Source organism: Xanthomonas sp. NCPPB 2250 (assembly GCF_056725265.1).
This window is the reverse complement of the sequence record NZ_CM161520.1, coordinates 5153856-5175757: the sequence shown is the minus strand read 5'-3', so window position 1 is coordinate 5175757 and position 21902 is coordinate 5153856. Positions and strand designations below refer to the sequence as shown.

Genomic DNA, 21902 nt, shown 5'->3' with positions numbered 1-21902 from the left:
CTTCCGCGCACCGGACCTGGACCATGGATTCGCGCCCTGCCGCGCCGCCCGCGTCGTTGCCCGCCGAGCCCGCCGTGGCGTTGCCGCCGGGCCGGCTGAGCTTCGAACGTGTGGCCGCCGCGCTGCTCGCCGATGGCCTGGTCGCGCCGGCCGAACGCGGCCGCGTGCAGTTCTCGGCGCAGACCGCACGCACCGTCAGCGACGTGCATCCGCTGGTGCTGTTGTCCAACCTGAAACTCGCCGCGACCCGTCCGCCGGGCAGCGAGCTGAGCCTGGAGCGGCTGACCGAATGGCTGGCGCAGCGCTGCGGCCTGCCCTACCTGCGCATCGACCCGACCCGGGTCGACGTGGCCGCGGTCACCGGCGTGGTCTCGCATGCCTATGCGCGCCGCCACCGCATCCTGCCGCTGGCCCTGCAGCCCGAGCGACTGCTGGTGGCGACCAGCGAGCCGTTGGCGCTGGACTGGCTCGGCGACGTGCAGCACCTGGCGCGGCGCCGCATCGACGTGGTGGTGGTCAACCCGCTGGACCTGCATCGCTACACGATGGAGTTCTTCGGCGTGACCCGCTCGGTGCGCGGCGCCAAGGACGGGCGCACCGAACAGAGCAGCGGCCTGCCCAGTTTCGAGCAGCTGGTGGAACTGGGCCGCGGCGGCGACGTCAACGCCGACGACCACCACATCGTGCACATCGTCGACTGGCTGCTGCAGTACGCCTACGAACAGCGCGCCAGCGACATCCACCTGGAGCCGCGGCGCGAGGCCGGGCGCATGCGCTTCCGCATCGACGGCGTGCTGCACAAGGTGCTGGAAGTGCCGCCGGCGGTGATGACCGCCATCGTCAGCCGCATCAAGGTGCTCGGGCGCATGGACCTGGCCGAGCGGCGGCGCCCGCAGGACGGGCGCATCAAGACCCGCTCGCCGGGCGGGCGCGAGACCGAGATGCGCCTGTCGACCATGCCTACCGCGTTCGGCGAGAAGTGCGTGATGCGCATTTTCGACCCGGATGCGGCGTTCAAGAGCGTGGACCAGCTCGGCTTCAGCGCGCAGGAAGCGGCCGGCTGGAACGCGCTGGTGGAACGCCCGCACGGCATCGTGCTGGTCACCGGCCCCACCGGCTCGGGCAAGACCACCACGTTGTACTCCACGCTCAAGCGCCTGGCCACGCCGGATGTGAACGTGTGCAGCGTGGAGGACCCGATCGAGATGATCGCCACCGAATTCAACCAGATGCAGGTGCAGACCAACATCGACCTGGACTTCGCCAGCGGCGTGCGCACCCTGCTGCGGCAGGACCCGGACATCATCATGATCGGCGAGATCCGCGACCTGGAAACCGCACAGATGGCGGTGCAGGCCTCGCTGACCGGGCACCTGGTGCTGTCGACCCTGCACACCAACGATGCGCCCTCGGCGATCACCCGCCTGCTCGACCTGGGCGTGCCGCATTACCTGGTCGCCTCCACCCTCAACGGCGTGCTGGCGCAGCGCCTGGTGCGTACCCTGTGCAGCCACTGCAAGCGCCCGCACACGCTGGAGCCGCACGAGTGGGACGCGCTGCGCGAACCGGGCGAGGCCTTGCCCGACACACTGCAGCCCTACGCCCCGGTCGGCTGCCTGGAATGCCGCCGCACCGGCTACCTGGGCCGCGTGGGCCTGTACGAACTGCTGCCGGTGACGCCACGCCTGCGCACCCTGATCCGCGCCGACATGGACCTGGCCGGCTTCAGCCGCGCCGCCCAGGACGAGGGCGTGCGCACGCTGCGCCGCGCCGGCCTGGAAAAGGTGGCCGCCGGGCTGACCACGATCGAAGAAGTGCTGTCGGTGCTGCCGCCGCGGGAGTGAGTGGGCGGGAGGGCGTGGTCGGCATGGGACTTCTGATCCGGTGGCCAGCCGCGCCCGATGCACCCGCCGGAACGTCCCATCCGGAGAGATCGCACCGTCGTAGGAGCGGCTTCAGCCGCGACTGGGCGTTCCCGGTAACGCCTCGTCGCGGCTGAAGCCGCTTGTGTCAAATGAGAGTCTATCGTTGCAGGTGAGAGCGGAGTGCGGCAGGCCGTTTAGCCGCAGTGCCAAGCGAGCACGAGTAGGAGTCAGCGCCGCCGCACTCCGGTTCTCCTGCCTGACAAGCCCGAACAGTTGCCCGAGTGACGAGCTCGAACTCCACAAGCATGGGCATCGGCAGGAGCGCTCTCGTCCCTGAGTCTACTGTGGAGAACGTCTATGCGGCGCTATGTCGGGATCGATGTATCCAAGGCCGAACTGGTCATTCATGTCCTGCCGGACGAGCAGGCCTGGACCCAGCCCAATACGCCACAGGGGCAGTGTGCGCTGGCCCAACGTCTGGCTGGGCTGGGCTGCGAGCGGATCGTGCTGGAAGCCAGCGGTGGCTACGAACGTGCCGTGCTGCAGGTGCTCCGAAAGGCAGGCCTGCCGGCGGTGCGGATGGCCGCCGATCGTCCGCGCAAGCTAGCCCAGGCCTTGAGCCTGCATGCCAAGACCGATGCCCTGGACGCGCGCCTGCTGGCCATGGCTGCCCAGCGCATCCCGACCACGCCCACGCCCGTGGTGCCCGAGCACCAGCAGTCTCTTCGCGAACTGCTGGACCTGCGCGCCACCGTGGTCGGTCAGCGCGATGCCCATCGGCGGCGCCTGGAGCACATCACCAGCGCCAAGGTGCAACGCCACTGCCGAGAGGTAATCGCTCTGCTGAACCAGCAGATCCAGACGTTGACGCAGGAGATCGAGCAGCAGGGCAGGACCTGCTCGAGCCTCCCCAAGGTGCCAGGGCTCGGCACGATCCTGCGCGCGGTCCTGGCCGCGCGGCTGCCGGAACTGGGCACGCTGCCGCCGCGCAAGATCGCCGCCTTGGTCGGACTGGCCCCGTTCAATCACGACAGTGGTTGCTGGAAAGGCCAGCGCCGCATCAAAGGCGGACGTGCCGACGTGCGAGGCGTGCTGTACATGGCCACCTGGGCCAGCATCCGCGCCAAATCCCCCTTGGCCAACACCTACGCGCGCCTGCGCGCAGCGGGCAAGCCGGCCAAGGTCGCCATCGTCGCCTGCATGCACAAGTTCCTGCGCTGGCTCAATGCCATCGCGCGCGATCAGGCCCAATACGCTCCTCCTGTCATCGCGGCTGCTTGACAGTTGACTCCTACAGGGCAAGGGCGTGCCTGGCCCCGCGGCGCTACAGGGAATGATGCGCGCCGCCCACGTGTCGGACGAGGATGCCGGACGCAGCTTCCGTGCCGCGACTATTCCTTCTTCCCGGCAAGCGGCGTGAGCCCGCTGTCCGCAATGGCCTTGGCCGCGGCCGGAGACGCCAGATACGCCAGCAGCGCCTGCGCCGCCTGCGGTTGCGCACTGGCGGTGGCGACGGCGCCGGAGTACAGCGTCATCTGCTGCGCTTGCCCGGGGATCAGGCCGACGATGGCGATGCCCGGGACCGGCTTGAGTTCGCTCAGTTGCTGGAAGCCGAGTTGCGCCTTGCCGCGCGCGACCACCGCGCCGACCGGCTCGGCGGGAATCATCCGCGCCTTGGCGGCGAAACCGTTGCCGAGCCGCATCCGCGGGAACAGCGTGCGCGACAGATAGACGCCGCTGGCGCTGTCGGAGTAGGCCACCGACTGGCTGTCGAGCAAGGTCTTGCGGAAGGCCTCCATCGTGGAGATGTCCGGCTTGGGCGCGCCCTGTTTGACCGCCATGGCGATGTAGGACTCACCCAGGTCCACGCGGCTGGCGGCGCGCGCCTGGCCGTTGGCGACCAGCTTATCCAGCGCCGCACCGACCATCAGCAGCACGTCCGCCGGCTCGTGACGGGCGAGGCGGTTGGGGATCGCCTGCGGCGTGTCGCCCATCGACGGCGCCGCCTCGATGTGCAGCTTCACGCCTGTGGCCCGTTCGTAGTCGGGCGCGACGGCGCGAATCGCGCCCATGATGCCGCCGGAACTGAGCACCGTCAGCGTCGTGGGCTGGGCGGGACGGCCGGCTTCCGGCGCCGCTGCCGTCGAGGCGGACGCGAGCAGCAGCGCGGCCAGGGTCAATGGAATCAGGGAACTGCGCATCGCGAACCTGCCAGGGGAAAGAGCGACAGCCTGCGCGATCCGCGCTGAAGCGGATGGGAAGCCGCTGCTGGTGCATCGAAACTTGGCCGCATGCCGTGCCAGATCGTCAGAGCGATCCACGCACGGCAATGCGCGGCACCGCCTCGGTCGCGCCATTGCCGCCCGTCGTCGTCGGACCAGGAACAGGAACGCGCGCCGCCATCGCACGCAGTGCGGGGGTCGCGGTGTTCGCCGTCATCGGATTGTTCTAGAGTGCATTCGAACCCTCCGTCCTGTGTGCCGTGGCGTGTACCGCCACGCATGGCGCACCCTGCCGATTGCCTGCATGTCCACCACTACCGCATCTGCCGCCGCCCGCGTCCGCGAGGCCGTCCGTTCCGCCACCACCGGTCTGATCGAGCGCGATCAACTCGCCGAACTGATGGTGCTGGCGGCGATCGCCGAGGAGCATCTGCTGATCGTCGGTCCGCCCGGCACCGCCAAGAGCGCGGTGGTCCGGCGCGTCGCCACCGCGCTCGGCGGTCGCTACTTCGAGTATCTGCTGGGCCGCTTCACCGAGCCGTCGGAACTGTTCGGCCCGGTCGATCTTCGCAAGTTGCGCGAGGGCGTGGTCGAAACCGACGTCGCCGGGATGCTGCCGGAGGCGGACGTCGCGTTTCTCGACGAGGTATTTCTGGGCTCCACGGCCATCCTCAATACCTTGTTGGGGGTGCTGAACGAACGCCGCTTCCGCCGCGGCCACACCGATCTGGCCTGCCCGCTGCGCATCTGCGTGGGCGCTGCCAATGCGCTGCCGGATGACGAGTCGCTGGCGGCGTTCGCCGATCGCTTCCTGCTGCATGTGTTCGTCGACGCGGTGCGGGACCACCAACTGGAAGCGCTGCTGGCCGGCGGTTGGCAGGTCGAGCGTAGTGCGGTAGTGCCGGCGGCCGATCTGGCCGACTTGGACATTCTTGCCGGTCAGGTCCGGCAGGTGCGGATGGACGACGCACGCCGCCTGATGGCGCAGGCGATTCGGACCCTGCGTGCGGCCGGCCTGGCGCTGTCCGACCGCCGCATCGTCAAGACCCAGCGCCTGGTGGCGGCCGCGGCGGTGCTGGCCGGCCGCAGCGTCGCGACCGAAGCGGACCTGTGGCCGTTGTTCTATGTGATGCCGACGCGGGAATCGCAGGCCGCCGCGCAGGACGCGCTGCGCGAGACCCTTGCGCTGGCCGCCAATCCGACCCTGCGTGCCGCCTCGGAACAGGCGGCACTGCAGCCGCTGTCCCGGGTAGCGCGGCTGCTGGAAGCCGCCCAGCGTTGCCTGGCCGATGCCGGTGCGGTCGAGACGCGCGGCGCCGAAGCAGTGTTGCGCGAGATCGATGCCAACTTCACCGCTGCCTCCTTGCCGGAGCTGCTGGCCGTCGAGCGCGCGCGCCTGATCGAGCGGATCGGCGCCAGCGCATGACCTGGGGGTGGCAGGACGATCCTGCACCGCCGCCGCCGCAGGGCGTGGTCGGCGTGGGCAGGCAGCGCGCGCAGCGCCTGCTGGCGTGTGTCGCGCGCAGCGCGCAGCCCGACGTGCTGATGGTGACGGCGACCGCCGACCTGGTGGTGGTGACCGGTCCGGAGGCTGCGCTGCCGTGGATCGACGAGGGGCAGTACATCGCGCCGCGTCCGGCCGCGCCGGCGCTGTGGCTGCCGACGACGCAGTGCCCGGACATTCCGCTGGATCTGCTAGCCCAGGCCGTGGCGCGGCGTCATCCGGGGGCGCCCTGGCTGCTGCTGCGCACGCCGTCGGTGCTGGTGCCGCTGCAGCGGCTGCTGCCGGCCGGTGCGGCGGTGCTGGAGCAGATCCGCGGGCGCTGGGCCGTATGAATGCGGCATTCCCGCTGCCGCCGGCGCTGCAGCCATGGCATGCGTGGCTGGCGTGGTTCGATGCGGACATCGCGGCGATGGTCGGCGACTGGCTGCTACGGCTGGATCCGCTGCTCGGTCGCGGCACGGCGCGCATGCAGCGCGGTGTCGCCGATCCGGACGGGATCGACGATCTGCGCCGCCGCGGTCCCTACGAACGCCTGGTCCTGAGCGAATGGGCAGTGGCCGACCTGCTGCCCGACGAATTCCTGCGCCGCGCCGCGCACCACGAACACCTGTTCCTGGCGCCCAAGCTCGCCCGCCCACGCAGCGACGCGCTGGTCCTGGCGCTGTTCGACGCTGGCCCGGCGCAATGCGGCGCGCCGCGCCTGCTGCATGTGGCGATGTGGATCCTGTTGGCGCGGCGCGCGCAAGCGGCCGGCGCGCGCTTCGCCTGGGGCGTGCTGCAGCGGCCGGGCGAGGTGCATGAGGCGGCGACCGCGGAGGCCTTGCGCGCGCTGCTGCAGGCGCGTACTCACGCGCTGGCGAAGCAGACCGAGCACACCGCCTGGCAGCGCCATCTCGCCGGCCGCGGCCAAGCGGCCAGCGAGTGCTGGTGGATGACCGCCGGTGACGTCGCGACCGGCCGCGGCGACCATCAGGTCGGGGTCCGGCACGGCTTCGACGATCGGCTGTCGGTGTCGGTCAGGACGCCACGGGCGCATCGCCAACTGACACTCAGCCTGCCCGACGCAGGCCGAGCCTCGCGGCTGCTGCGCGGCGAGTTCTTGCTGGCGCCGGCTCCGCTGGCCCTGCCCGGGGCCGTGGTCGCGACCGAATCCCTGAACGGCCGCTTGTCATTGCGGCAACCGCCGTTGTTCAGTATGGATGGCCGGCATCTGGCGCTGCCGCTGGCCGGGATCCATCAGGTGGTGCTGCTGACGCTCCGCGAGGAGAGCAGGCGCAAGAAGGCGAAGCCGCGCTACAGCGCCTGGCCGGCCAGCGGCGAGTTGCTGTGCGGCGTGATCGCCAACAAGGAACTGGCTGGCGTGGCCGCCGTGCACGACGGGCTGTACTTCTGGAAGATGCCGTGGTTCCAGCCCGTCGCGCGGCCGCCGGCCGATGCGTTCGCCGCTGTGCCCAGCGCCGCGGTCTGGCTGCACTGCGCCTGGCTGCGAGCAAGCAAATCGCAGACGCAGCGGGTGGTGATCCTGGACGCCGCTGGGCGACTGCTGTCCTGGACCAACGCCAGCACGCGCCCCGGACGCGACATGCCCGCGCATGTCCAGGTGGACGATCGAGTACTGGCGATGCAGCAGATCGACGGGCAGCGTCTGTTGTATGCCCGCTGCGAAGACGACCGCCTACGTGTCAACTACCTGCACCGCGAAGGCAATATCGAACTGCTGACCCAGTTGGCGGTGCCGGCGCGTCCGGTCCAGTTGCTGGTCCGCGGACAGGTGCGGGAAGGCCATTGGCGCGGTGCGTTGTGCCTGGAGTACCTCGGTCAGCACGACGATGGCGGTATCTGCCGCCTGTACCAAGGCGGACCTCAGGACGGCTTTTCCGAGTTGGAACTGCGCCTGCCGGCAGGCGCGAAGCTGCTGGGTCCGGTACAGGATCCGCAGCGTCCAGAGCGCAGCCGGCTGTTGCTGCTGCGTCCCGACCGACGCACCGTGATCGCGATCGGCGAACAGGGCCAGGAGATCGTGTACCAGGCATCGAACGACATCAGCGCCGCCTCGGTGGCGCCGGACGGTAGCGGGGTCGCTCTGGTCGATCTGGCTGGGCAACTGCGTGTTTTGGGCGAGGGCGGAGGCAACGTACTGCTGCAGGCGCAGGGACCGCGCGGGGACGACCGAGATGACTGAGGCGAAGCAGGCCGCGTCCGCCGCCGCCGTACGCGACCCTATGTGGCGCGGATGGCAGGCGCTGGACGCGCTGTGGTGGCCCGCCGACGTGCTGCCGGCGCCGGTGCGGACGGCGCGTATGCTGGCCGCCTGGCACCCTGGTTGCCGGGCCTATCGGTTCGCGGCCGGCGACATGCTGTGCTTCGCCCGCGCGCAGCCGATGCAGTGCGAAACGATGGGCGAGGTACCCTTGCGCCGCCTGCAGGGAGCGTTGTACTCGGCACCGTTGACGGACGAGGAACGGGCCGCGTTGCCGGCCATGGAAATCGGCCTGGTCGCCGGCGCCGCCGTGGTGGGGCTGCGCTTCGCCCAGGGCGAGGTGCTGGACCTGTCCGAGGCGATCGCGTTGGACGCCTACCGGGTACTTGAGCCCTACAATTGCCACGTCGCGTCGCCGGTGCTGGACGTGGCGCAGTTGCAGGGAAAGGACGTGCGCAGTGTATTGGGTCGGGCCATCCCGCCGCGCAGCGCGGAAAGCGAGGCGTTCCTGCGGGCGATGGCCGGTGCGCGGACGGCAGATGCGCTGCGCGACGGCATCGCTGCGGTGCGCGAAGGCATGCTCGGCGCCGTCGCCGCCTTGTTGGCACGCTGGCTGCTGGGGTCGGGGATCAGGGTGCCCGCGGCGGCCAGCGGCGGTATTCCCGCACGCCAGCGCGCCCAGCGGCGGCCCAGTGCCTGGCGCGACACCCTCGCACGGCTGGCCACAATCAGCCGAGTAGGCAAGCTGATCGGGTATCGGCATGGTGCCTACCTGCGCCGGATGATGGCGATGTTCGACCGCGGCGACCTGGACGAAGCCTTGCGCAATGCCCTGCCCGTAGATGCGACCGGGCAGTCGCTGGGGCAGGCGTTCGGTACGCCTGGGCGGCGCGAGAGCCTGCAACTCTCGGGACGGATCGGGCAGGGCGCCAGCCTGGACCTGGGCGAAGATCTGACCGCGCACCTGCGGCGCATGTACCGGGAGGCGTTTGCCGCGCTGAACCGCAAGGGCCGGATCGACGAAGCGGTGTTCGTCCTGGCCGAACTGCTCAATGCGCGCCAGGAGGCGTTGGATTACCTGGTCGAGCATGGGCGCCACGCGCAGGCGGCCGAGTTGGCCATGGTTTGGGAGATGCCGCCGGCCCTGATCATCCGGCTGCTGATGCTCGGCGGCGATGTCCGCCGTGCGACCCAGGTTGCCCGGCGCGACCGCGCCTTCGCCGACGCAGTCAGCCAGTTGCAGGGCACCCATCCGGCGCTGGCGGCGCAGTTGCGGCTGGAATGGGGCCACGCCCTGGTCGAGAGCGGCGACTGGCTGGAAGCGGTCGAGGTGGTCTGGCCGCTGCACGAGGCACGCGATCTCGCGTTGCAATGGTTGCTGGCCGCAGAACAGGCCGGCGCTACCTTGTCGGCCCGCGCCCTGGTGCAGCGCGCCAGCCTGTTGCCGGACACGCTGCAGCAGTACGCCGACAGGATCGAGGCGTTGGCCGATCCGGCGGCCGACCCGCAGCCGCGCGCGGCGCTGGCGAATGCCTTGCTGGCGATCGGCGGCAACAGCGCCGCATTGCGGCGTCTGGCCGCCTGCGTCCTCCCCGCCGTCGCCGCCGATTGCAGCGCCGGCCGCAACGGTTTGGGGCGCAGCGATCTGGAGCGCCTGCTGAAACTGGCGGCCGATCCTTGCCTGAAGAGCGACATGCCACCGTGGCGCGTCGCGCAGGCGGGCCAGCCGACGCCCTTCTGGCGCCTGCGCAGCCCCCTGGCGCTGGCGCTGCCTGCCGCCGGCGTGCAGCGGATCCACGACGCCGCAGTCCTGCCCGACCGGCAGTATCTGGTCGCCCTGGGCGAGGCCGGCGCGGCAGTCCTTGATGCCCATGGGCGGGTGGTTCAGCACTATGCGGTGCCGGCGTATCGGTTGGTGCTCGCGGCCAGCGGGCAGGTCGCGCTGGCGCTGGCGCCGCGCGAGCGCGTCTCGCGGATCGCGCGGCTCGACCTGACCACCCGCAGCAGCATCGAACTCGGCGCACTGGCCCTGCAGTTCGCCGCGCCTACCCTCATCGGGACTGGCTGGACCGTGGTGGTGGACGGCCGCATTCTGGTCATCGACATCGGCAAGGGGCTGGTGGAGGTACTGTGGCACGTCGGCGACCTGCCAGGTCCGATCGTCGCCGCCGCCTTTTTCGAGGACTGCGAGGTGTTCCTGGTGCGTACCGCCGAGACCTTGCAGGAGTGGACGTACATGCTGCCGCACAGGCGCCTGCGCGGGCGCGATGACATCGTCCTGCAACCTGATGTGCCGGTCATGCCACACCGCCTGGGCGGGATGCAGCAACCACGTCTGGAGGTGAACGAGGACGGGGCCAATGCCTTCGTATTCCGCAATGGCAACGCCCGGGGCGTGTGCGTGCTGCCGCCGATGCCATCGGAGAAGGTCGATGCGCGCTTCGTCGCGCTCGAACACGGGATGCTGGCTGGTGTGCGTCTGGATCAGGCCAGCCGTTACTTCATCGTTCGCTTCTCCGACGGCGATCGCATTGCCGATCTGGCGCTACCGAGCGGGTTGTCCCTGCAAGCGCGCGAGCAGCCGGGGCACCTGTTGCTGTTCGCGGAGGACGGCCGCCTGCTGGATATCGACCTGTCGCTGTCGCTGGCGCATGCGCTGTCGCTGCACTAAACCGGCGGCATTGCGTCTCGTCTTCGGACAGGCCCACATCGGCTCATGATCGCCAGTTATATGGCTATGCCGCCACCGCCGCGCGGCCTTGAACAATCCACGGCGACGGCGTCTAGAATCCCACCATGCCGTTCGCTTCTCCCGTCCGTCGCCGTGCTGCGCCCTTCCTGATCCTCGAAACCGGTGAACCGGTGGCGACGATGCGGCGCTACGGACGCTTCCCGCACTGGATCCGCGTCGCCGCCGGCCTGGCCGAGCGCGAGACGGTGGTGGCCAATGTCGCCGCCGGCGAGGCCTTGCCGGCGTGGGGCGACTTCGCCGGAGTGATCGTCACCGGCTCGGCGGCGTTCGTCACCGACCGGGCCGACTGGAGCGAGCGCTCGGCGGCCTGGCTGCGCGAGGCCGCCGAGGACGGCACGCCGCTGCTGGGCATCTGCTATGGCCACCAGTTGCTGGCGCACGCGCTGGGTGGGGAGGTCGCCTACAACCCGGCCGGGCGCGAATCGGGCACGGTGCATATCGAACTGCATCCGCCTGCCGCCGAGGATCCGCTGTTCGCCGGCCTGCCCCCTCGCTTCCCCGCGCATGCCACGCATCTGCAGACGGTGCTGCGCGCGCCGTCCGGCGCCACGGTGCTGGCGCGCTCGGCGCAGGACCAGTGCCACGCGTTCCGCTGGGGCGAGGCGACCTGGGGCCTGCAGTTCCATCCGGAGTTCGCCACCCACCACATGCGCGGCTACGTGCAGGCGCGTGCCGACTGTCTACGCAGCGCCGGACGCTGCGCCCGTACCATCGCCCGCGAGGTCAGCGCCGCACCGCTGGCACGCAAACTGTTGCGGCGCTTCGTTCAGCACGCACGCGGGCAGCACAGCAGCGGCCAGGCAAAACCGCGATAATCTGTGCAGTCGCCGCCGCTGTACGGCGTCCCCCACTTCGGATTGGCAATGATCGAGATTCGCAAGCTGCCGGCCTCGGCCGGCGCGGAATGGCTGTTGGCCGGCATGTCCCTGCTGCGGCGGGCGCCGTGGGCGTTGGGCCGGCTCGGACTGATCTGGGGCCTGGCGGCGCTGATCGCCCTGTTCCTGGGCGTGCTCAACCCGACCCTGGGCATGCTGGCGCAACTGCTGATGGGGCTGGCCGGGCCATTGCTGTTCGGCGGGCTGGTGTGGGCCGTGCGCGAGGTCGACCAGGGCCGCAGCGCCGAGCCGGCGCACCTGCTGCAGGGCCTGCACGGCGGTCGCACGCCGAACCTGCTGGTGGCGTTGCTGCCGCAGGTGGTGGTCGGGCTGGCGCTGGCCCTGCTGGCGGTGGTGGTGATCGGCCCGGACGGGTGGATGCAGCTGACCACGGTGATGAACAAGCTCAACGAGCTGGGCCAGTCCGGCGCGCAGCCCGATCCGTTGCAGGTGGAGCAACTGGTCGCGACCCTGCCGGCGCTGCGCATCCTGCTGTGGCTGATGCTGGTGGCGGTCGGGTTCGTGGCGGTGGCGCTGACCCTGTTCCTGTTCGCGCCGCAGGTGATGTTCGACGGCCGCAACGGCATCGCCGCCATCGGCCACGGCCTGCGCGCCTGCCTGCACAACCTGCCGGCGATGCTGGTGTTCTTCGTCCTCGCCTTCCTGGCCATGTTCGCGTTCTATTTCGCGCTGACCGTGGTGATGCTGGTGCTGCAGCTCCTCGTCGGCACCGCCGTGGCCGCGCTGGTCGCGCAGTTGCTGCTGATGGCGCTGCTGATGCCGGTCCTGGCCGGCATCGTGTACGCGGCCTGGAAGCAGATGTTCGTGCACGCCGGCGATGCCGCGCCGGCGGTGCCGCCGCCGCCCTCCAACGTCTTTGTGGCGTAGAGCCGGGATTGGGGAATCGGGATTGGGGATTCGTAAGAGCAACAGCAACAGCAAAACGGCCCCTCGGGGCCGTTTTGCTTTGTACAGGTGCGCAAGTGCGACGGCGCCTATCTGGCCGGAGCCCGAGGATGCGTCAGGCGCAGCGAACCGCTCTTACCAATCCCTACTCCCGAATCTCCACTCCCGGCTTCTTCGTCACCGCGGCCGCGGCGATGATGCCCAGCTCGTACAGCAGGCACATCGGGATCGCCAGCATCAGTTGCGAGACCACGTCCGGCGGGGTCAGCACCGCGGCCAGCACGAAGATGCCGACCACCGCGTAGCCGCGGCCCTCGCGCAGCTGCTGCGGGGTCACCCAACCGAGCAGGGCCAGGATCACCAGCGCCACCGGCAGTTCGAAGCTGGCGCCGAAGGCGAAGAAGATCGCCAGCACGAAGTCCAGGTAGGCGCCGGCATCGGGGGTGAGCTGGATCACGTCCGGCTTGAACGTGGTCAGGAAGTGGAACACCGCCGGCAGCACCAGGAAGTAGGCGAAGCCGCAGCCGAGGTAGAACAGCAGCACTGCCGAGGCCAGCAGCGGCAGCGCCAGGCGCTTCTCGCGCTGGTACAGGCCGGGGGCGACGAAGGCCCAGGCCTGGTACAGCAGCCAGGGGGCGGACACGAACAGGGCCAGGAAGAACGCCAGCTTCAGCGGCGCAATGACCGCGCCGGCCGGGTGCGTGGCGATCACGCTCTGGCCCACCGGCAACTGCGCCAGCATCGGCTCGGCCAGCCAGGAGTACAGGCGCTTGGAGAAGGGCAGCAGCGCCACCACCACCACGCCCAGGCCGATCAGCGCGCGCATCAGCCGCGCGCGCAGTTCGATCAGGTGTTCGATCAGGCTGCTCTCGGCTTCCACGTTCATCGCGGCGCCTCCGGATCAGTGGAGGGCGGCTGGCCGGTGTGCGCCGTGGCGGTGGACGCCGGATGCGGTGCGGCGGCACCGCGCGCGGCGGCCGGCACCGTCGCGGCAGAGTGCGTGGGCAGGGCCGTGGCCGTTTCGGGAGCGTGCGGAGTCGGGGCGTCGATTGCGGCGGCTGTCGCTGGCGGCACGGTCGACGGCGCGCTGTCGGCAGGCGGCACCGGCGGGTTCGGATCGATCTCGCGGCGCAGCGCCTCGGTCTGCCGCTGCAGTTCCTCGCTGCCATCGCGAAACTGGGTCTCGGCCTGGCGCAGCGAGCTCTGCACGTCGTGCAGGCTGCGCTTGAGTTCCTCGGCTTCCAGTTCGCGTTCCAGTTCCTGCTTCACCGAGTCCCATTGCGCGCGGGCGCGGCGCACCCACAACCCGGCGAAGCGTGCCGCCTTGGGCAGGCGCTCGGGACCGAGCACCACCAGGGCCACCACCGCGATCACCAGCAGTTCGCTGAATCCGATATCGAACACGCCGGCGGGGTCCCGTCAGTGCGCGTCGCGGTCGCGCTCGGCCTGGGTCTGGCGGGACGGCTCGCTGCTGCTGCGCGTCTCGTCGCCGAGCTGGCCGGCGGGCTTGTCCTCGTCGCGCATGCCTTTCTTGAATTCCTTGACCGCGTTGCCTAGATCCTTGGCGCCGCTCGTCAGCCGCTTGGTGCCGAACACCAGCAGCACGATCACCAGCACCACCAGCCAGTGCCAGATGCTAAGACTGCCCATGATCCGCTCGCAGAAAAGTCGTAAGGAACCCGCAGGATAACGCACCGCGCCGCGCCGCGTTACCTCTCCCGGCCGCGCAGGCAGGCCTGCACGGCGCGATGGACAGGTGGCGTTGGGAACCGCGCTCAGCGATCGCCGTCGAGCTTCTCGGTGCGGATCTCGCCGTCGGACACCGGCTGGAAGCCCTGCTGCGCCGGTTGCGCCTGGCCCTGCAGGGGCACGGTGCTGGCAGCCGCGTCGGGCGCGGCGGTCGGTTCCGGCGTGGGCTGCGGCGCCGGCATGGCCGGTGCCGGGGCGGCGGTCGGATTGCCGCTGCTGTCGGTGCCGCGGCTCTGCCGCGCGGCATAGGTGGCTTCCTCGAGCTTGTCGCGGAAGGCGACGATGTCGTTGGACGGCCGGTTGGTGGTGCGGCCCTCGAAGATCATCCGCGGAGTGGTGTTGCTGCCGTAGGCGTTGAGGTCGGCGGCATCGTCGATCTGCAGCGCGGCGCCATCCAGGGCGACGCCGGCGAACAGGCCGCGCGCGCGCGACCACGACCAGATCTCGGCCTTGAGCTGGCCGTCGGTGGCGGCGGCGGCGTTGCGCCCGACCGGGCCGGCGGCGACGCCGGCATCGGCGCCGAGGGTGAACTTGCCGTTGACGATGTTGTCCAGGCTGCGGTCGTTGCGGAACACCAGCACCACGTCGGAGGACTGCACGCCGACCTGGAAGCCGATGCTGCCGCCGGTGAGCTTGACGAACACCGGGTTCGACCAGGTTCCGTCCGGGCGCTTGACCGACATCAGGCCGTGGCCGCGACGCCCGCCGATCACCAGGCCGGCCTTGAGGGTGTCCGGGATCACCACGATGGCGCGGCCCTCGTCGAGCAGCTTGTCGGGGATGGCCTGCTCGGGAATCTTCTGGATGTCGGTCAGCACGCGCAGCGCGTTGCGGGCGCGCTCGTCCTCTTCGGGTCCGGCCACGGCGTGGCCGACGAACAACAGGGTGCTCAACAACAGGGCGAGGCGCGGCAGGAGGGGCATGGCGGGCTCCGAAATAGGTCCGCAGCAAGATACTGCAAGTCCTTGAACTTAGTCACAGGGCAATGAATCGGCAATGAGTGGTGCCGGCACCGCATGCAGGCGCCGTCGATCGCCGCGATCGAGCGTATCGACACGCCGCGGCGCGCGCGCTCTGCCACAATGCGCGCATGTCCGACGCACCCGAGACCGCCATCCTGGTGGTGAATCTAGGCACGCCCGAGGCGCCGACCGCGCCTGCGGTCGCCCGTTACCTGGCCGAGTTCCTTGGCGACAAGCGCGTGGTCGCGATCCCGCGCCTGTTCTGGTGGCCGCTGCTGCACTGGGTGATCCTGCCGCGGCGCTCGCCGAAATCGGCGGAGAAGTACGCCCAGGTGTGGCTGGCGGACGGCTCGCCGCTGGCGGTGTACACCCGCCGCCTGGCCGAGGGCATGCAGCGCGAGCTGCCCGGGCACAGCGTGGCCTGGGCGATGCGCTACGGCGCGCCGGCGCTGGCGCCGGCCCTGGACGCGCTGCGCGAGGCGGGCGTGCGCCGGATCGTGGTGCTGCCGCTGTACCCGCAGTATTCGACCACCACCACCGCCTCGATCGAGGACGTGGTGCAGGCCTGGCAGGCGCGCCATCCGCAGTTGCCGGTACACCTGATCGAGGACTACCCGACCGATCCGGCCTGGGTCGCGGCGGTGGCCGACAGCGTGCGTGCGCACTGGGCGCAGCATGGCCGCGGCGAGCGCCTGTTCTTCTCCTTCCACGGCCTGCCGCAGCGCGTGGCCAACAACGGCGATCCCTACCCGCAGCGCTGCGAAGCCAGTGCCCAGGCGATCGCCGCCGCACTGGGCCTGGAGGCGGGCCAGTGGGAGCTCGGCTACCAGTCGCGCTTCGGTGCCGAGCGCTGGCTGCGCCCGTATGCCGAGCCGCGGCTGTGGGAGCTTGCCGGGCAGGGGGTCAAGCAGGTGGACGTGATCTGTCCCGGCTTCGCCACCGACTGCCTGGAAACCCTGGAAGAAGTGGCGATGGGCTTCGTCGAGACCTGCGCCGAACGCGGCATGCAGGTGCGCTACATCCCCTGCCTCAACGACGCCACGGCGCACGCGCGTGCCCTGGCGCAGCTGGCGGCCCGCGCGGCATGAGTTTGCGTGCTTTTGCCTGCCCGTCGCGGGTGGGCGCGCTGGCCGGACTGCGCAGCGGCGACCCGGAGGGGCCCAAGGCGCTGGCCTTGCACGGCTGGCTCGACAACGCCGCCAGCTTCGTGCCGCTGAGCCGGCACCTGCCGCAGCTGGACCTGGTGATGCTGGACCTGCCCGGCCATGGCCACAGCAGCGACCTGCCCGATGGCGCCGAATACCTGCTGGCCAGCGCCCTGCACCCGGTGCTGGACGCGGCCGATGCGCTGGGCTGGGAGCGCTTCGTGCTGATCGGCCATTCGATGGGCGCGGCCATCGCCAGCCTGTTGGCCGCCGCGGCGCCGCAGCGTATCGAGAAGTTCGTGGCGATCGAGATGCTGGGCGGCCTGGCCGAGAGCGAGGCGGGCGCGGTGGAACGGTTGCGCAACAGCGTCGCCAGCACGCGCCGCGCCAATGCCACGCCATTGCGCGTGTTCCCCGATCTGGCCGCCCCGGTGCGGGCGCGGATGCTGGCCAACCAGCTCAGCGAGCCGGCGGCGCGGCTGCTGGTGGAACGCGGCGTGCGCGCAGTGGACGGCGGCTACGTGTGGCGCAGCGACCGCCGGCTGACCCTGCCCACCGCGATCCGCCCGACCGAGCCGCAGATGCAGGCGCTGCTGGCCGGCATCGAGTGCCCGACCGCGGTGGTGTTCGCCGATCCGGCGCAGGACATCCTGCCCGAGTCGCTGCGCCTGACGCGCGCGGCGTGCCTGCGCGACGGCCGGGTGCACACGCTGCCCGGCACCCACCATCTGCACATGGAACAGCCGGCGGCGGTGGCCGCGTTGCTGCACGGCTTCCTCTGAGGCAGACGCGGCGCTGACCGCGCCGTCGTGACCATCGCATCCGGGCCTCGCGCACGCACACTGCGACGCAGTGAGCGCCGGCGCTGCGCAGGCCGCCTCAGTCGTTCCTTTCGCGGCGTCACAGTTCGCCATGTTGTCGCCATGCCGTCGCGGTTCGGAAAACTTCGACGCACAGCGTAGCGCGCACCTTTCGCCCTGACGCCGCGCTTCCATGATCCGCCTCCTTCGCCGCTACCGGGTCGGCCCACGCCTGACCTTCGCCTTCGCTGCCCTGCTGTTGATCTGCGGCGCCCTGATCGTGGCCAGCCTCGCGTCGATGGCGCTGGCGCGGCAGCAGCTCGACGACATCGCCCTGGACAAGATGGAGAAGATCCGCCTGTCCAACGCCATGGTCGCGGCGCAGGCGCGGCTGGAAATCGGCCTGCTCAACGACGTCATCCTCACCAACCCCGACGAGAAGCAGGCGGTGGTGCGCGCCATCGGCGCAGCCCAGCAGGACTACGCGCAGGCGCGGCGCAAGCTGTTCGCGCTGCGCCTGGACCCGGCCGACCGTACCGGCGCGCAGCTGCGCGCGGCGATCGACAAGGCCTATGTGCAGGTGCAGCCGTTCCAGTCGCAGGTGCTGGCGATGGCCGCCGACAACCAGAACCTGGATGCGCAGACCCTGCACCTGTACACCTTGCAGCCGCTGCTGGCGCAGTGGCAGCAGGCCATCCAGCGCAACGCCGCGCACCTGCGCACGCTCAGCGACGGCTCCTATGCGCAGGCGGTGACCACCATGGCCCGCGCGCGCTGGTTGCTGCTGCTCGGCGGCGGTTTGCTGCTGGCGGTCAGTGCGTGGCTGGGCTGGTGCATCACCCAGAGCTTGGTGCGGCCGTTGCGCGAAGGCACCCGCGTCGCCGCGGCGATCGCCGCCGGCCAGCTCGACGCGGTGGTGCCGGCACAGGGCAACGACGAGGCCGCCGACCTGCTGCGCAGCATGCAGACCATGCAAACGCAGCTACGCGCGGTGCTGGCCGAGCAGCGGCGGATGGCGCAACGGCATGCCGACGGCGCCATCGCCTGCCGCAGCGATGCGGCCGCGTTCCCGGGCGACTACGGCCAGTTGCTGCGCGATGCCAATGCACTGGTCGACCTGCACGTGGGCACCGCGCAGTCGATGGTGGCGCTGATGCGGCGCTACGCCATCGGCGATCTCAGCGAGGACATGCCGCGCCTGCCCGGCGAGCAGGCCGCGATCTCCGAGGCGATGGACGCGATCAAGGCCAACCTCGGCACGCTCAGCCGCGACATCTGGCATCTGGCCGAGGCCGCCGCGGCCGGCGACTTCAGCGCGCGTGCCGATCTCGGCGCGCACCAGCACGATTTCCGCATCATGCTCGAGAGCCTCAACCAGCTGATGGCGACGGTGGACGGCAACCTGGGCGAATTGTCCGGGTTGTTGCGCGCCATCGCCAGCGGCGACCTCGGCGTGCGCATGCACGGCGACTTCCATGGCGTGTTCGCCGACATGCGCGACGATGCCAACGCCAGCGCCGACCAGCTCGCGGCGATCGTAGCCGGCATCCAGCACGCGGCCGCGGCGATCGATGCCGAGGCCGGCGCCATCGCCGGCGGCCACCAGGACCTGTCGCAGCGCAGCGCCGAACAGGCCGGCACGCTGGAGCGTACCGCCCGTGCGGCGGCGCGCCTCACCGACACCGTGCGCCAGAACGCCACCCATGCGCACCATGCCAACCAGCTGGCCGATGCCGCGGCGACCGTGGCCGGCCAGGGCGGTGCTTCGATCGACGCGGCGGTCGGTGCGATGCAGGGCGTGGAAGCGGCCTCGCGCAAGATCGGCGAGATCATCGCGGTGATCGACGGCATCGCTTTCCAGACCAATATCCTGGCCCTCAATGCCGCCGTGGAGGCCGCGCGTGCCGGCGAGCAGGGCCGCGGCTTCGCGGTGGTCGCCAGCGAGGTGCGCGCGCTGGCGCAGCGCTCGGCCGATGCGGCCAAGGAGATCAAGCGCCTGATCGAGGCCTCGGTGGACCAGGTCGCGGTGGCCTCGGCGCAGGTGCACGACGCCGGCCGCACCATGGGGCGCGTGCTGGCCTCGGTGGACGAGGTCAATGCACTCATGGCGGGCATTGCGGCGGCCTCGCAGGAGCAGGCCGCCGGCATCGACGAAGTCGGACAGGCGATGGCGCAGATGGACCGCAGCACCCAGCAGAACCTGGCGTTGGTGGAGCAGGCCACGGCCGCGTCGCGCGCCTTGGAGCAGCAGGCCGGCAGTCTGAGCGAGGCGGTGGCGGTGTTCCGGCTGGCCGACGCGGCACCGTCGGTCCCGCTGCCGGAGCAGGCGTTGCCGGTGCTGGCGATCCAGCCTGCGCCAGCCGGCTTCGACTATGCGCGCAGCGCCTGATGCGGAAGCGTTCCCAGGAGCGGCGTGCCGCGGGCAGTGCGGTTGACGACCGATACGGGGTGCATCGCCAGGCCGAACGCACGCACGTCAGGGGCATGCGGACAGGCCTGTAGGTGTGTTCCCTACACACCCATCGTGAAGCTTGTGTGTAGAAAAATTTTCGCTTAAGTTGCGCCCACGCCTGCCGTCAACAGGCGTAGACGCGATACGTCCTGTGTACGCGGCTCGATCCCGGCGTCCTGACATGCCGGCGTAGTGCCGCACGGACCGTACCGCCTCGCTGGCGCCGGAGGTCGCGCCTGATTCGCGGTAGGCGGGGGAGGAGAGGGGGCCTGCCGGGCGCTGCATGGAGTTCTGCTTCCGCAGCGCTGGGCCAACACACCGCGATGCGACCGCATCGGCGCGCCCACCTGCCTGCTCGTTCTCCCTTGTTCGCATCCCCGTTTGCGCCATGTCGTGCCGCAGCGCAGCATGCGTGCCCGATTCGCTGCCTGAGCGCAGCCTCGCCGCTGTCGTCGATCGCGCCGCGATGTGCGGTGTTCAGTCGCGGGCCGGGCGCACCCGCCGCAGCGTCTTCGAGCTCTTCGAAGAACGTGTTCTCGCCCAAGCCGATCTGTCGGGTGCAGCTTGTCCTGTAGGAGCGGCTTCAGCCGCGATGCGCGTTACCGAGAACGCCGGTCGCGGCTGAAGCCGCTCCTACGGAGTGTTTCCCACCGCGCGTGGATGGACCTCTTCAGTCGCGATCGGGCCGCAGCAGCCAGCGCAGATGCGCCTTGAGCTGGCGGCCATGCTGGTGGAACCAGGTGCGCTCGGCGCGCCAGTCGGGGAAGCGCGCTTCCACTTCGTGCCAGAACGCCGGCGAGTGGTTGGCCTGGATCAGGTGGCAGAGTTCGTGCACCAGCACGTACTCGAACGCGGAGGAGCGTCCCAGCACCAGCGCCAGATCCAGCGCCATGCTGCCGTCGGGCGCCAGCGAGCCCCACTGCGAGGACATGACCTTGTAGCGCACCGCACGCGGGGCGCGCGGCAGCGACGGCAGGTACTGCGGCAGCCAGCGGCCGACGTCGGCGCGGGCCTGGGCTTCGTAGAAATCGCGCAGCGCGCGGCGCAGCGCCGCATCGCCGCCGCGTGGCGGCAGGTGCAGGTGGGCCACGCCGTCGGCGACCTCGATGCGCGCGTAGCGGGCGTCGTGCCAGGTCACCGGCAGCGACTGCCCACGCAGCGGCAGTTCGCCGGCCTCGCCCGGGCGCAGCGGCGTCAGCGTCTCGGCGGCGACATAGCGCGACAGCTGCTGCGCCAGCCACTGCCGGTTCTCCAGCAGGAAGCGCTCGCCGGCGATCAGGCTGGCGCGCAGCGGCAGGGTCAGGCGTGCGCCGCGTTCGTCCACGCTGAGCTTGATGCGCCGCGCGCGCGGGTCGCGCACGCGCAGCACCTCGACCTCGCGCTCGTCCAGGCGGAAGCGGACGAGGTCGCGTTCGACGGCCGCCGGGGGCGGCGCGATCAGGCGACGGAGCAGATCGGGCATGGCCACAGCATACCGCCGGCGCGGGTGCGCACGGTGACAGCCGCGTGCGGCCGCCTGCGCCGCGGCATCAGTCGGCCTTGCTCAGCTTCAGCGCCTCTTCCAGCAACAGGAACAGGCGCCGCACTTCGGCGCTCATCAGCGCGAAGCGCGCGTCCAGTTCGGCGCGCACGCCGTCCTGGTCGGCGTGCTCGAGCTGGTCCAGCGCGCCGTCGAGGAACTTCAGCTTGCGGATCACCAGGTCGTCGCCGAGCACGAAGGACACGTGGTCGTCGAGCACCAGCGCCAGCTTGGTGACCTGCTTGCCGGCTTCCAGGTGCTTGTCGATCTCGTCGCAGCGCAGCTCCTGGTGCTGGCACTTGACCACCGCGCCGCCTTCGATCGGATCCTTCATCTCGCATTCTTCGCCCAGGCTCAGGCCTTCGGGCAGCGGCTCGCCGGCGATCCAGCCGGTCAGGATCGAGCGCGGCGCCACTTCGGCGTTGAGCGGCAGCGCCGGGAAGCTGCCGAGCAGGCCGCGGATCTCCGACATCACGTTCTCGCCGGTCTTGCGGCTGGACGTGTCCACGGCGACGTAGCCGTGCTGCAGGTCGAGCATGGCGTCGGTGCGCGAGGACTTGACGAAGGCGCGCGGCAGCAGCTCGTGGATCAGGTCGTCCTTGAGCCGCTTGCGCGCGCGGCCGCCGGGGCGCCGGCCTTCCTTCTCCTCGATCTCGGCGACCTTGCGCGCGAGCAGGTCGTTGACCACCGAGCCGGGCAGGATCTTGTCCTCGCCGCCGACGGTCAGCCACAGGAAGTCGGCGATGCGGTGCGACAGCGCTTCCTGCTCGTCGCGGCCGAACGGGGAGATGAAGCCGCGCGAACTCATTTCCAGCGGGCCGACCGACTTGAGCTGGGCCTCCGGCAGGAGCGTTTCGACCTCGGAAAAATCGAGCGTGGTGGGGAAGCGGAACAGGGTCAGATTGCGAAAGAACATCGAGCATCCAGCGGAAGGAAACGGAACGGTCCGGC

Annotated in this window: 18 protein-coding genes; 11 read left to right on the top strand and 7 right to left on the bottom strand. The window is 70.5% G+C overall.

Annotation, left to right across the window (positions count from 1 at the left end):
- Nucleotides 1–23 precede the first annotated feature (23 nt).
- Both AC1PMG_RS21205 and AC1PMG_RS21200 read left to right on the top strand, forming a co-directional pair.
- Nucleotides 24–1844: a GspE/PulE family protein gene (locus AC1PMG_RS21205; RefSeq protein ID WP_481110173.1), complete on the top strand. Its 1821-nt coding sequence runs from the start codon at nucleotides 24–26 to the stop codon at nucleotides 1842–1844.
- Between the two features lie 378 nt (nucleotides 1845–2222).
- Nucleotides 2223–3146 carry an IS110 family transposase gene (locus AC1PMG_RS21200; RefSeq protein ID WP_481110172.1) on the top strand — a complete coding sequence of 308 codons (924 nt, stop codon included), beginning with the start codon at nucleotides 2223–2225 and terminating at the stop codon, nucleotides 3144–3146.
- A 110-nt stretch (nucleotides 3147–3256) separates the two neighbouring features.
- Here the strand turns inward: AC1PMG_RS21200 and AC1PMG_RS21195 are convergent, their stop codons facing one another.
- A complete protein-coding gene (locus AC1PMG_RS21195; RefSeq protein ID WP_481110171.1) occupies nucleotides 3257–4066 on the bottom strand; it encodes a substrate-binding domain-containing protein in 810 nt (269 codons plus the stop codon).
- 325 nt (nucleotides 4067–4391) lie between these two features.
- Between AC1PMG_RS21195 and AC1PMG_RS21190 the strand changes: the two genes are divergently transcribed.
- The 6 genes from AC1PMG_RS21190 (at nucleotide 4392) to AC1PMG_RS21165 (ending at nucleotide 12306) form a co-directional block, all read left to right on the top strand.
- Nucleotides 4392–5513 carry an AAA family ATPase gene (locus AC1PMG_RS21190; RefSeq protein ID WP_481110170.1) on the top strand — a complete coding sequence of 374 codons (1122 nt, stop codon included), beginning with the start codon at nucleotides 4392–4394 and terminating at the stop codon, nucleotides 5511–5513.
- Nucleotides 5510–5923, top strand: coding sequence for a bpX5 domain-containing protein (locus AC1PMG_RS21185; protein ID WP_481110169.1), 414 nt, complete (start codon nucleotides 5510–5512; stop codon nucleotides 5921–5923). Before AC1PMG_RS21190 ends, AC1PMG_RS21185 begins: the two co-directional genes overlap by 4 nt.
- Nucleotides 5920–7773, top strand: coding sequence for a hypothetical protein (locus AC1PMG_RS21180; RefSeq protein WP_481110168.1), 1854 nt, complete (start codon nucleotides 5920–5922; stop codon nucleotides 7771–7773). Before AC1PMG_RS21185 ends, AC1PMG_RS21180 begins: the two co-directional genes overlap by 4 nt.
- A complete protein-coding gene (locus AC1PMG_RS21175) occupies nucleotides 7766–10462 on the top strand; it encodes a bpX6 domain-containing protein (RefSeq protein ID WP_481110167.1) in 2697 nt (898 codons plus the stop codon). The genes AC1PMG_RS21180 and AC1PMG_RS21175 overlap by 8 nt, the downstream gene beginning before the upstream one ends.
- Nucleotides 10463–10587: 125 nt before the next feature.
- Nucleotides 10588–11358, top strand: coding sequence for a glutamine amidotransferase (locus AC1PMG_RS21170; RefSeq protein ID WP_481110166.1), 771 nt, complete (start codon nucleotides 10588–10590; stop codon nucleotides 11356–11358).
- A 48-nt stretch (nucleotides 11359–11406) separates the two neighbouring features.
- A complete protein-coding gene (locus tag AC1PMG_RS21165; protein ID WP_017907962.1) occupies nucleotides 11407–12306 on the top strand; it encodes a BPSS1780 family membrane protein in 900 nt (299 codons plus the stop codon).
- Between the two features lie 163 nt (nucleotides 12307–12469).
- On the opposite strand, the gene tatC is transcribed toward AC1PMG_RS21165, so the two are convergent.
- From tatC to AC1PMG_RS21145, 4 genes are all read right to left on the bottom strand, one after another.
- Nucleotides 12470–13210, bottom strand: a complete 741-nt coding sequence (gene tatC, locus AC1PMG_RS21160) for a twin-arginine translocase subunit TatC (protein ID WP_184646866.1) — start codon at nucleotides 13208–13210, stop codon at nucleotides 12470–12472.
- A complete protein-coding gene (gene tatB, locus AC1PMG_RS21155) occupies nucleotides 13207–13728 on the bottom strand; it encodes a Sec-independent protein translocase protein TatB (RefSeq protein WP_481110165.1) in 522 nt (173 codons plus the stop codon). Before tatB ends, tatC begins: the two co-directional genes overlap by 4 nt.
- 15 nt (nucleotides 13729–13743) lie before the next feature.
- Nucleotides 13744–13974 carry a Sec-independent protein translocase subunit TatA gene (gene tatA / locus AC1PMG_RS21150; protein ID WP_019798768.1) on the bottom strand — a complete coding sequence of 77 codons (231 nt, stop codon included), beginning with the start codon at nucleotides 13972–13974 and terminating at the stop codon, nucleotides 13744–13746.
- A 125-nt stretch (nucleotides 13975–14099) separates the two neighbouring features.
- Nucleotides 14100–14996, bottom strand: a complete 897-nt coding sequence (locus tag AC1PMG_RS21145) for a lipid-binding SYLF domain-containing protein (RefSeq protein WP_481110164.1) — start codon at nucleotides 14994–14996, stop codon at nucleotides 14100–14102.
- A 167-nt stretch (nucleotides 14997–15163) separates the two neighbouring features.
- Between AC1PMG_RS21145 and hemH the strand changes: the two genes are divergently transcribed.
- The 3 genes from hemH (at nucleotide 15164) to AC1PMG_RS21130 (ending at nucleotide 19369) form a co-directional block, all read left to right on the top strand.
- Nucleotides 15164–16123, top strand: a complete 960-nt coding sequence (hemH, locus tag AC1PMG_RS21140; protein WP_481110163.1) for a ferrochelatase — start codon at nucleotides 15164–15166, stop codon at nucleotides 16121–16123.
- Entirely contained in the window at nucleotides 16120–16962 is an 843-nt protein-coding gene (locus AC1PMG_RS21135) for an alpha/beta fold hydrolase (RefSeq protein ID WP_481110162.1), read from the top strand. The genes hemH and AC1PMG_RS21135 overlap by 4 nt, the downstream gene beginning before the upstream one ends.
- A 211-nt stretch (nucleotides 16963–17173) precedes the next feature.
- Complete coding sequence (locus AC1PMG_RS21130) at nucleotides 17174–19369, top strand: methyl-accepting chemotaxis protein (RefSeq protein ID WP_481110161.1); 2196 nt, start codon at nucleotides 17174–17176, stop codon at nucleotides 19367–19369.
- Between the two features lie 733 nt (nucleotides 19370–20102).
- On the opposite strand, the gene AC1PMG_RS21125 is transcribed toward AC1PMG_RS21130, so the two are convergent.
- Nucleotides 20103–20894, bottom strand: a complete 792-nt coding sequence (locus AC1PMG_RS21125) for a M48 family metallopeptidase (protein WP_481110160.1) — start codon at nucleotides 20892–20894, stop codon at nucleotides 20103–20105.
- A 67-nt stretch (nucleotides 20895–20961) separates the two neighbouring features.
- On the bottom strand, nucleotides 20962–21867 hold the full coding sequence (locus AC1PMG_RS21120) for a recombination-associated protein RdgC (protein WP_017916664.1): 906 nt from the start codon (nucleotides 21865–21867) through the stop codon (nucleotides 20962–20964).
- Nucleotides 21868–21902 lie beyond the last annotated feature (35 nt).